Source organism: Cupriavidus yeoncheonensis (assembly GCF_905397275.1).
In the GTDB taxonomy this organism is placed as follows: Bacteria; Pseudomonadota; Gammaproteobacteria; order Burkholderiales; family Burkholderiaceae; genus Cupriavidus; species Cupriavidus yeoncheonensis.
The window spans coordinates 36,085-47,135 of the sequence record NZ_CAJPUY010000034.1; the positions used below are offsets into that span (position 1 = coordinate 36,085).

An 11,051-nucleotide genomic window follows, 5' to 3' on the forward strand; every position below is an offset into this window, starting at 1 on the left:
CATATCATCACCGACGGCAAGCGCTTTGTTGACTCATCACGCCGGGGTTTACCCGGCGCAGGGCTTGGCGATGGTGCTCAGGTGGCGCTCAGGTGGCGCTCAGGTGGCGCTCAGGTGGCGCTCAGGTGGCGCTCAGGTGGCGCTCAGGTGGCGCTCAGGTGGCGCTCAGGTGGCGCTCAGGCGGCGCGAAGCCCGGCCGCGCCGGCCATCCGCGACCACGCGAAGCCCGCCAGCGCCACGTCTTCCAGACCGACACCGACCGACTTGTAGATGACGATGTCGTCGTCCCGCTGGCGCGGCGACACCTTGCCGAGCACGACGTCGCCTAGCTCGACGATCTTTTCCGCCGGCAGCGCCTGGGGATCGGCCAGCACGATGTCGCCGGCCTCGCGCGTGGATTGCGGGCGCCACTCGACCACCACGGCGGCGGCGCGGCGCAGCGCGGTGTCGTCCAGCTCGCGCGTATGCGGCAGGCTGGAGCCGATGGCGGCCACGAACGCTCCCGGCCGCAGCGAAGCGCCGGCGAACAGCGGCGTGGTGGCGCGCGAGGCGGTGACGACGATGTCGGCCTGCGCCACGGCGGCATCGGGCTCGGCCAGTTCGACCGGGATGCCGCATTGCCCGGCCAGCCGCGCGGGCATGCCGGCATCGGCATGCGGGTCCGACACGAGGATGCGCTCCAGCCCCAGCGTCGCGCTAAGCTGGCACGCGTGCTGCACGCCCTGCGTGCCGGCGCCGAACAGCGCCAGCGTGCGCGCGCCCGGCCGCGCGAGCCGCTGCGCCGCGAGCGTGGTGCACGCGGCCGTGCGCAGGCGCGTGATGGCGCCTGCGTCGAACGAGGCGAGCGGCCTGCCGTCCTCCGTCGAGAAGATCAGGATGACAAACGAGAACTGGCCGTTGATCGTCGTATAGACCTTGGCCCCCGCCACGCCCTGCTGCGGGATCACGGCGCCCAGCGTGGACAGCTTGACGCCGCCCGCCTCGGTGCGGATGCGCTCCTGCATCGCCGCGTCGCCCCGGCCGAAGCTGGCGAAGGCCGCTTCCATGACCTGCCGGGCATCTTCGGGGCTGACGTGGGCGTCGATCATCGCGTCTGTGATGTGCTGCATGGGTACTCCGCTGGTGGGTTGGAGAAATCTTCAGGAGAAGCGGTAGGCCGGTTCGTGGTTCCAGGCATGTCTCATGCTGGTATCCGAGGTGACCTCGCTGATTAACGGTATACAGTCTACATAGCAGACCGACCGCCCGCAATTCACACTAACGATCGATGCACCATCGCGAGAGCGCCTGGGAAGCCACAATCCCAACATCTGTGCGGCACCTGGGCAACATGCACCACACCGGAGTTCGCGTAAATCCTGATGAAAATCTGCTTGGCGCAGTGACACGTCGGAATATAGTATACCAACGTGCTTCCTGTTCCGACGGGAACCGCCCCCACAACCCCTTCCGCCCCCAGGGAGTTTTCATGTCGCAACATGTCGTGATCGGTGCAGCGCACTGGATTTATCTGGCAGGGGTAGCAGTCATCGTGCTGACGATGATCCTGCGCGCCAATGTCGTGGTGCCGTCCATCGTCGGCACCGCCCTCGTCGTCTTTGCCCTGACCGGAAGCCCGGTCTCGGCCTTGGGGGGAGTGTTCTCCGCCAGCCTGGTTGCCGCCAGGGAACTGTTCAATATCTTCCTGGTGATCGCGTTCATGACGGCGCTGCTGAATGCGCTCAAGACGCTGCGCTCGGACATCCGCATGGTGGAGCCCTTCCGCATGGTGATGAAGAACGGGCATTCGGCCTTCTTCATCCTGGCGGGCATCACCTACGTCATCTCGCTGTTCTTCTGGCCGACGCCGGCCGTGCCGCTGGTGTCGGCCATCCTGCTGCCGGCGGCCATCGCGGCGGGGCTGCCACCGCTGGCGGGGGCGATGGCCATCGCCATCGCGGGCCAGGGCATGGCCCTGTCGTCGGACTATGTGATCGGGGTGGCGCCCGGCATCAGCGCCAAGGCCGCCGGCGCGGCGGTAAGCGCCGCCGTGGTGGCCGACCGCGCGCTGGCGCTGTCGATCATCACCGGCTGCATCGCGCTGGGCCTGGGCTATCTGTCGATGCGCAAGCACATCGTGCCGGCCAGTGGCGCCCTGCTCGACCGCTGGCAGGCGCGCGCCGGCGGTACCGCGGTGGCGGCCGAGGGCGGCGGCACCTTTGACAAGGCCGAGATTGCGCGCGGCACGGCCCATGCCGAGCCGCTGGCCACCGACAGCAACATCGAGGCCAGCCTGTCGATGGTGGCCCGGCGCCGCGTGAAGTGGTCGAAGTGCTTCGCCATCGTGACGCCCCTCGCCTTCCTCGCGGTGGTCGCCATCATGGTGATGCCGAAGTTCGGTACCGGCGTGCAGGACCTCAAGGGCGGCGACGCGGCCGCGCTGGTCGGCGGCGTGGCGGCCGTGCTGATGATGCTGGCGACGCTGGCCGCGGAAGGCCCGCGCCGCATGCTCGACGTGTGCCCGGAGCACATCACCGACGGCTTTGTCTTTGCCTTCAAGGCGATGGGCTCGGTGCTGCCAATCGCGGGCTTCTTCTTCGTCGGTGCCGGCGAGACCGCTGCGCACATCCTCGGCCTGCCGCCGGGCCAGGCGCCGAGCCTGCTGTTCGAGCTGATCCAGGCCTACCAGCACACCATCCCGGACAACCATGTGCTGGTCGCCTTCGGCGTGCTGCTGGTCGGCATGATCACCGGCATCGACGGCTCCGGCTTCGCGGGCCTGCCGCTGACCGGCACGCTGGCCGGCGCGCTCGGCCCGGTGGTCGGCTTCGACCCCGCCACGCTGGCGGCGGTCGGCCAGATGGGCGCCGTGTGGACCGGCGGCGGCACGCTGGTGGCCTGGTCGTCGCTGATCGCGGTGGCGGGCTTTGCCCGGGTGCCGGTGCTCGAAGCGGTGCGCGCGCTGCTGATGCCGGTCCTGATCGGACTGGCGTGCTCGACGGTGGCCGCGATGCTGCTGTGGTCGTAGATGGCCGAGGCAGCACCGCGCAGGAGAACTCCCCAACATTTCTGAATCCGGCCGGAAGCCGCTCTCGCGGCGGCATCCGGCCAGCACGATCCGAACCATGCCGACCATCACCTTCCACAAGCAGGGCCAGACCTTCACCGACGAGGTCAAGCCGCAGACCAACCTGGTCGTCCGCGCGGGCATACGCCAGTTTCCCTACCCCAACCTGCGCTACGAGTGCGGCATGGGCAAGTGCTCCAAGTGCGCCTGCCGCGTGATCGCCGGTGCCGAGCACCTGCCGCCGCCCAACTGGAAAGAGAAGAAGCAGCTCGGCGAGCGGCTCGAACAGGGCTACCGGCTTGCCTGCCAGCTCTGGATCGAGCACGACATCGAACTGGCCCAGGACGATCTGCCCGCGCCGGCACCGGTTGCCGCCGGCACCGTGGCCGTGACCACGGTGGCCGCCGTGACCACCGAAGGCGTGGACGCCTGACATGTTCGTCCTGCTCACGAGCCGCCCCGGCCAGTTCCGCACCGAGCCCACCGATGGCATGACCGCAGTGGAGGCGTACGACTACGTCTTCTACGGCAAGCGCACGGCGCGCTTCGTCATTGCCGAACTCGCCGCCGACACCAAGGTGCGCGTGCTGGAGGAAACGCCGTCCGGCAGCGTCAACCTGGTGTCGACCAAATTCCTCGACAAGTACGCCACGCTGGAGGCCGCCCGCGCCGCGCTGCGCGAGCTGGCCCGCTTCGGCACCATGGACATCACGCTCGTGCCCGCGCCCGTCGCCGTGAGCGGACTGTCCTGATCGCCCCGTCATTTGCCGCGCAACCATTTATCGCCATGATCCAGATCACCTTTCTCACCAACCAAGGCAAGACGGTCAGCGCGCCGGCCGACAGCAACCTGCTGCGCGTGTCCCTGCGCGAACAGGGGGGCATTCCCTTCAAGTGCGGCGGCGGGCTGTGCGGTACCTGCAAGTGCCGCATCGAAGCGGGCCGCGAGCATACGGACACGGTCAAGCCGAAGGAAAAGAAGCTGCTGACCGAAGACGAACTCGCGGGCGGCTTCCGGCTGGCCTGCCAGACCTTTATCCGCGGCGATATCGCCGTGTCGTGGCAGCCGCGCGAAGCGGCGCGCGGGACGGCGAACACCGCCGCCGCGCCGAGCGAGTGCTCGCCGAGCCTCTGAGCGCAGGCGAAGAAAAGGCGAAAGCAGGCGAAAGCAGGCGAAAGCAGGCGGCCCGGCCTACCGCCGCCGCGCCGCCAGCAAATCCGCCACCTCGTCCAGCATGGCCGTATCCACCGGCTGCGACAGGTCCAGTGCCAATGCATGGCGGTAGTAGGGGCTGAGATCCAGCCCGACGCCAAGCCCCAGCACCTCGACGTCGCGCAGCGCCGCGTGCCGCGCGACCACCGCCTTCAGGTGGTTGTCGAGGTAGCAGGCGTCGTTGGCCTGGCCGGTGGCCGTATCCATCGGGCTGCCGTCCGACACCACCAGCAGGATGCGGCGCGCCTTGCCGGTCGCATGCAGGCGGGCGCAGCCCCACTCCACGGCCTCGCCGTCTACGCCTTCGCGGAACAGGTCGGCCTTGAGCAAGGCCGTGATGTCGGTGCGGGCTCGGCGCCAGCTTCGCGCAGCGTCCTTGAACACCATGTGGCAGGTTTCGTTGAGGCGGCCCGGATGCGCGGGCCGGCCGCGCGCGAGCCATTCGGCGCGGGCGCGCCCGCCGTTCCAGGCACCGGTCGTGAAGCCCAGCACCTCGGTGGCGACACCGGCCTGGTCGAGCGCCCGGGTCAGCAGGTCGAGCAGCAGTGCCAGCGGCTCGGACCGCGCCTTCATCGACCCGGAGCAGTCCACCAGGAAGCCGACCACGCAATCGGCATGGGCCCGGTACGCTTCCTGGCGGAACAGGCGGCGCTCGGCGGGCGAGGTGACCAGCTGCGCCAGCCGGCGGCCGTCGATGCGGCCGCTCTCCTCGCCAAAGGACCAGCCGTCCACGCGCGGCTGCGCCAGCGCGGCACGCAGCCGGCGCGCGAGGCGCGCCACGTTGACGCCGGCCCGCGCGATGCGGGCGTCGAGCTGCGCGCGGTACTCGTCGAGCAAGGCGCGCCGCACCAGCGTCGCGGCACGCACCTCGCGGTCGTAGCGCGTGGTGAAGACGCGGTAGCCGTCGCGGGCCTCGGCCAGCACCCGGCTGTGGCCGCTGTCGGCGAGGGCGAAGTCTTCCACGCGCTCTTCTTCGAAATCGAGCCACAGTGCAAACCCGGCGCGCGCGGCGGACGCGGCACTGTCGTCATCCTCGCCCGCATGCGGCGCTTCGCTGCGGACCATCTCCGCGACCACGCGGGCCAGTGCCAGCGCATGCACGGCAAACGCGGCCTGGTCATGGCGATGCGCGCGCAATCCCGCCAGCGACGTGCCCAGCACCGGCACGATGGCCGCACGCGTGGCCTCGATCAGGTCCTCGGTCTCATCGAGCACCGGCTCGCCGCTCAGGCGCGACCATGCCACTTGCGCCACGGTGTAGAGCAGGATGCCGAGCTGGCCCTCGGTCAGGCCCGAGCGATGAAACGCGCGCGACCAAGCCAGGAAGCGATGGCGCAGGTTGGCCGCCACCCCGGCCATGCCGCGCGGCAGGCGGGACTCGCAGCGCAGTTGCTCCAGCAGCTCGAATAAAAGCCGCTCCACCGGGTCGGCCGGACAGAGGCTGCGGTGCAGCGCGGGATCGGAATGCGCGTGGCGCAGCGCGGCGCCATCCGCGGCGCCGCGCAGGCAGGCTGCGCTGTCGGTGTCCGGATCGGTGCGCAGGTGCGGCGCATGCTGCGGCACCGGCCGCATCGCTCGCCAGAGCCGGCCGTCGCGGAAGTGCAGCGCCGCGTCGCCGGTGAGCGCGCGCACGGCGGCACCGGACAGCGCATCCTGGCGCTGGCGACGGCGCAGCCGCTGCGCGGCCGCCGCCGCGTTCATTGCGCCGGCTCCGACTGGGCCGGCTGTCCCGCCGCCTCGCCAGGCATGTGGCCGAAGCAGCGCTGGTAGTACTCCGCCACCACGGGACGCTCGGCCTCGTCGCACTTGTTCAGGAAGGTCAGGCGGAACGCCAGCGCCGGATCGCGGAAGATCTGGCAGTTTTCCGCCCAGCTGATCACCGTGCGCGGCGACATCAGCGCCGAGACATCGCCCGCGGCAAACCCGCGGCGGGTGAGCGCGGCCAGCGCCACCATGGCATCGACCTGCGCGTGGCCGTCGGGATGGTCCAGTTCCGGCACGCGCGCCAGCACGATGCCGGCCTCTTCCTCATGCGGCAGGTAGTCGAGCGTGGCCACCACGTTCCAGCGGTCGATCTGCGCATGGTTGAGCAGTTGCGTGCCGTGGTACAGGCCGTTGAGGTTGCCGAGGCCCACCGTGTTCGAGGTCGCGAACAGGCGGAACGACGGATGCGGATGGATCACGCGGTTCTGGTCCAGCAGCGTGAACTTGCCGTCGCGCTCCAGGATGCGCTGGATCACGAACATCACGTCGGGCCGCCCCGCGTCGTATTCGTCGAAGATCAGCGCCACGGGCCGCTGCAGCGCCCACGGCACGATGCCTTCCTGGAACTCGGTGACCTGCTGGCCGTCGCGTATGACGATGGCATCCTTGCCGACCAGGTCGAGCCGGCTGATGTGGCCGTCGAGGTTCACGCGCACGCACGGCCAGTTCAGGCGCGCGGCGACCTGTTCGATATGGGTCGATTTGCCGGTGCCGTGCAGCCCCTGCACCATCACGCGCCGCTCGCGCATGAAACCGGACAGGATGGCCAGCGTCACCTCGGGCTGAAAGCGGTAGGCCGGGTCGATTTCCGGCACATGGTCATCGCGCTCACTGAACGCCGGCACCATCAGGCCGGAATCGATGCCGAACAGGCTGCGCACCGGCACCATGCGGTCCGGCCTGCCAAATTCCTTCTGCGTCACGTCGTGCTCCTCTCTTGCTTGCTTGTCCTTGTTTGCGCGGACAGCAGCACAGGCCGGGAGCCGGCGTCGCCCGCTGCCCTACTCGTCCTCGTCCGCGCCGCCGCCCCAGGCCGTGCCGCTCTCGGCCTCGATGGCCGCCAGCGCCTTCGCCGCCCGCTGAAGTGCCGGCAGCATCTGCCGCGCCTTCTCGTGCGTCACGCGCATCACCGGGGCCTGCAGCGCCAGCCCCAGGTTGGATTTCCCGCCATCCACCGCCGGCACCAGCACGCCGATGCACAGCAGGCCGGGCAGGAATTCCTCGTCATCCATCGCGTAGCCGTCACGCTTCACGCGTTCGATTTCCGCTTCCAGCGCCACGTGGTCGGTCAGCGTATTGGCCGTGTAGCGTTCCAGCTCCGCGTGCGCCAGCAGGCGCTGCCGCTGCGCCGGCGCCAGTTGCGCCAGGAACAGCTTGCCCGTGGCCGAGCAGTGCGCCGGCACGCGCGAGCCCGGGTGCAGGTAGAACCGCAGAGGCGCCGCCGTCTCCACGCGGTCCAGGTACAGCACCTCGCCGCTCGAAAACGCGGTCAGGTTGCAGCTTTCGCCGACCTCTTCCACCAGCTTGCGCAGCACCATGTGGCGCGCGCCGTGCGAGGTGTTGTTCAGCAACAGGTTTTCCGCCAGCCGCCGCAGGCGCAGGCCGGTGCCGTAGTGGCGGCCGTCGCCGTTGCGCTGGACCATGCCGGCCGCCTCGAGCTGCTGCAGCATGCGGTGCAGCGTGGGCTTGGGCAGGCCGGTTTCCTCCACCAGCGCCTGCAGGTTGAAGGCGTGATCCTTGGTGGCAATGACTTCCAGCAGGCCAAAGAGACGCAGCGCCGGCGTGTCGCCGTCAGGCTTGGCATCGCTCTTGGCAAGACGCAATTCGTTCATGCCTGGCTCCCATCATAGTCAAGTTTCAGTTTCAGATACAAATCATATCAATTCTTGAAATTTCCGGTTGACCTTCGACGGCGGAGGACCTACATTCCGAGTACAAAAACATTTATCGGAACAATCTGTTCCGTTTTACAAGTAAACCCGGAGACGCAGATCCATGCACAGATGATTTCCACCGCCCTCGCGCAGCAAACGGGGTGACCGACCACGGCAACCGGCCTGCATTTACCCGCAGACCGACTATTACAGACAGAAAGACGCCGTGGCGGCTGACAGACAGCAGTCAGCAGTACAGGAGACACAACATGACCCATACACCGCAGCCCTCGACAGGGCTATCGCACGGCCTCAAGCAGCGGCACATGACCATGATCGCCCTGGGCGGCGTCATCGGCGCCGGCCTCTTTGTCGGCAGTGGCGTCGTCATCAAGTCCGCCGGTCCCGCCGCGGTCCTTTCCTTCCTGATCACCGGCCTGCTCGTGGTGCTGGTGATGCGCATGCTCGGCGAGCTCGCCTGCGCCATGCCCGGCGGCGGCTCGTTCTATGAATACGCCCGCGAGGCCTGGAGCGACCGCCCCGCCGTCGGCAACCTGGCCAGTTTCCTGACCGGGTGGATGTACTGGTACTTCTGGGTCATCGTCGTGGCGCTCGAGGCCGTGGCAGGCGCGGACCTGGTGCGCTACTGGCTGCCCGACGTGCCCAACTGGATCATCAGCCTGGTGCTGCTGGTCATGCTCACGCTCACCAACCTCATCTCGGTCAAGTCCTTCGGCGAGTTCGAGTTCTGGTTCGCGTCGATCAAGGTGGCCGCGATCATGGTGTTCCTGTTCGTGGCGGGCGTGTACGTGCTGGGCCTGGCGCCCGGCGCCCACGGCCTGAACGTGTCCAACCTGACCGCGAACGGCGGCTTCATGCCGAACGGCATCGTGCCGGTGCTGACCGGCGCCGTCGCGGCGACCGGCTTCTACTTCGGCGCGGAGATCGTCACCATCGCCGCGGCCGAGACCGCCGAGCCGCAGAAGGCCGTGGCACGGGCGACCAACTCGGTCATCACGCGCGTGCTGGTGTTCTACGTCGGTTCCGTGCTGCTGGTGGTGTGCCTGGTGCCGTGGAATGCCACCGGCATCGCCACGCCGTACGTCAGCGCGCTCAACGTCATGGGGATCCCGGCAGCCGCGCAGATCATGAACGCGATCGTGCTGACCGCCGTGCTGTCGGCGCTCAACTCGGGCCTGTACGCGTCGTCGCGCATGCTGTTCGCGCTGACGCGCCGCGGCGATGCGCCGCGCGCCCTTGCCCGCGTGAGCCGCAACGGCGTGCCCACGCGTGCCATCCTGGTCGCCACGCTGTTCGGCTACGGCGCGGTAGTGATGTCCTATGTATCGCCGGACAAGGTCTTCGCCTTCCTGGTCAACTCATATGGCACGGTTGCCATCTTCGTCTACATCCTGATCGCGGTGTCGCAGCTGCGGCTGCGGGCGCGGCTCGAGCGTGAAGCGCCCCACCTGCTCAAGGTGCGGATGTGGTGCTACCCGTACCTGACCTGGTTTGCGATCTTCGGCATGCTGGCGATCGTGGTGGCCATGGCCTTCATTCCCGATCAGCGCACGCCGCTGGCGCTGGGGGTCGCCAGCCTCGGGCTGCTGGTATCGGCCTATATCGTGCGGCATCTGTTTCGGCGAGGCGTGGCGCAGGTCGTGCCGCTAGCGGAGATGCCCCGGCCGGATCTGCATGAGTATTGATGGGGATGGGCATTGGCGTGGGGATGGGGTAGGCTGTCTTTCACGCTTTTTGCTCGTGGTGACGATTGGGTTTTCGCCCTTGGCGAGCGTGGCTGTTTCGCCGGCGTAGCCGGCAGGGTTTTGATTTGAGCGGGAGTTGGCGCTCTTGACCGGCTGGTGCGTCTTGATTTGACCGGTCGTTGTTCTTGACATGCGCTGCCGTTTCGCCGGCGTAGCCGGCGACCTCCTTTTGCCCGAGCGGCAAAAGGAGGCAAAAACGCGTCTTCGTGGTCGACGAACGGCTCGATGGGGTGAAGACGGTACAGGGCATAGCCAGACTGCCTGCCGCGTAGATGATCAGGATAGAGACGTCGGATGAACGAACCCGGATTACTTGGTGGCCCCTGCTAACCGCGCCATCGGTGGGACGCCTACGGCTGCGCTGCGCGCGGCTCGGTGGAAAACAATCAGGGTAATAGGGGGAGCGGCGAGAAGAGACGGGAAGCACCGCGCCAGCGACATTGACGCCCCTTGCATTGCGACTAGGACGCGCGCGCAGCGCAGCCGTAGGCGTCTCACCGCTGGCGCTGTTGGAACGCTGTACCCGAGTCCAACTTGGGGATCGTTCAAAAGCAGGTTATCGCAGGCACTGGTTCTGACTCACTAGGCGTAGCAGAGTCGAACGGGCAACCACATCTCGCGAGACCAACGCCCTTCGAACACAAGGAGCGCATCGTTGATAGCCAGCCGCTCAGGCGACGCGTTCTTTGGTTACTTTCTGTCGCTCCCCTCCATGTCAGGATAGTTGTCGCCTCGCCGCCTTTCGATGAAGGACAATGGAGGGCGGAAGCGGTTGGAGGATGAAAGGCTATCCGGCGGAGTATAAGGAGTGGGTGGTTGAGCAGATGATGCCGCCCTTGAATCGATCGGTTGTGGAGCTGGCCAAGGAAACGGGTGTCACAACAGTGAGCCTGCGTACCTGGCGCAACGAAGCTCGAGAGCAAGGAAGGGTTGTGCCTGGCAACGGCAAACAGAGTGACAAGTGGTCCAGCGCGGACAAGTTCCGGGTGGTGCTGGAGACGGCGCCGCTGAGTGAAGCTGAGCTGTCCGAATATTGCCGCAGGAAGGGCATTCAGCCGGAACAGATCCGGCAGTGGCGCGCCGCCTGTGAGCAGGCCAACGCGAAGACGCCGGCCAAGCCCGGCCTGGCGCAGCGCCGCGAGGAAGAGACTGCCCAGAAGCGGATCCGCGACCTGGAGCGCGAACTCAAGCGCAAGAATGCGGCGCTGGCGGAGACAGCGGCGCTGCTGGTGCTGAGAAAAAAAGCCGAGGCGATCTGGGGAAGGGACGAGGAGGACTGATCAACGTCTCGGATCGCCGCGATGCCATTGCGTTGATCGATGAAGCGGTGAAGAGCGGTGCGCGCCAAGCCAGTGCTTGCGAGGAACTAGGCCTGAACGAGCGCACCT

Annotated in this window: 10 protein-coding genes; 6 read left to right on the forward strand and 4 right to left on the reverse strand. The window is 67.6% G+C overall.

Annotated elements, in window-relative coordinates:
- Positions 1-176 precede the first annotated feature (176 nt).
- A complete protein-coding gene (locus KHO22_RS29955) occupies positions 177-1,109 on the reverse strand; it encodes an ornithine cyclodeaminase family protein (protein WP_211950808.1) in 933 nt (310 codons plus the stop codon).
- 359 nt (positions 1,110-1,468) lie between these two features.
- Here KHO22_RS29955 and KHO22_RS29960 point away from each other — a divergent pair, with 359 nt between their 5' ends.
- From KHO22_RS29960 to KHO22_RS29975, 4 genes are all read left to right on the forward strand, one after another.
- A complete protein-coding gene (locus KHO22_RS29960) occupies positions 1,469-3,007 on the forward strand; it encodes a hypothetical protein (RefSeq protein ID WP_211950809.1) in 1,539 nt (512 codons plus the stop codon).
- A gap of 97 nt (positions 3,008-3,104) precedes the next feature.
- Positions 3,105-3,479, forward strand: a complete 375-nt coding sequence (locus KHO22_RS29965) for a 2Fe-2S iron-sulfur cluster-binding protein (protein WP_211950810.1) — start codon at positions 3,105-3,107, stop codon at positions 3,477-3,479.
- A 1-nt stretch (position 3,480) separates the two neighbouring features.
- The gene (locus KHO22_RS29970) at positions 3,481-3,798 is read left to right on the forward strand and encodes a ferredoxin (protein WP_211950811.1); all 318 of its coding nucleotides are present in this window, start codon (positions 3,481-3,483) and stop codon (positions 3,796-3,798) included.
- A gap of 35 nt (positions 3,799-3,833) precedes the next feature.
- Entirely contained in the window at positions 3,834-4,181 is a 348-nt protein-coding gene (locus KHO22_RS29975) for a 2Fe-2S iron-sulfur cluster-binding protein (protein WP_211950812.1), read from the forward strand.
- Between the two features lie 57 nt (positions 4,182-4,238).
- On the opposite strand, the gene KHO22_RS29980 is transcribed toward KHO22_RS29975, so the two are convergent.
- The 3 genes from KHO22_RS29980 to KHO22_RS29990 form a co-directional block, all read right to left on the reverse strand.
- Positions 4,239-5,960, reverse strand: a complete 1,722-nt coding sequence (locus KHO22_RS29980; protein WP_211950813.1) for a cobaltochelatase CobT-related protein — start codon at positions 5,958-5,960, stop codon at positions 4,239-4,241.
- A complete protein-coding gene (locus tag KHO22_RS29985; RefSeq protein ID WP_211950820.1) occupies positions 5,957-6,913 on the reverse strand; it encodes an AAA family ATPase in 957 nt (318 codons plus the stop codon). Before KHO22_RS29985 ends, KHO22_RS29980 begins: the two co-directional genes overlap by 4 nt.
- Positions 6,914-7,024: 111 nt before the next feature.
- Positions 7,025-7,855 (reverse strand): IclR family transcriptional regulator, encoded by an 831-nt coding sequence (locus tag KHO22_RS29990; protein ID WP_211950814.1) that lies wholly within the window; start codon positions 7,853-7,855, stop codon positions 7,025-7,027.
- Between the two features lie 311 nt (positions 7,856-8,166).
- Here KHO22_RS29990 and KHO22_RS29995 point away from each other — a divergent pair, with 311 nt between their 5' ends.
- Positions 8,167-9,603 (forward strand): amino acid permease, encoded by a 1,437-nt coding sequence (locus KHO22_RS29995; protein ID WP_211950815.1) that lies wholly within the window; start codon positions 8,167-8,169, stop codon positions 9,601-9,603.
- Between the two features lie 839 nt (positions 9,604-10,442).
- Complete coding sequence (locus KHO22_RS30000) at positions 10,443-10,943, forward strand: transposase (RefSeq protein ID WP_211950816.1); 501 nt, start codon at positions 10,443-10,445, stop codon at positions 10,941-10,943.
- Positions 10,944-11,051: the final 108 nt, after the last annotated feature.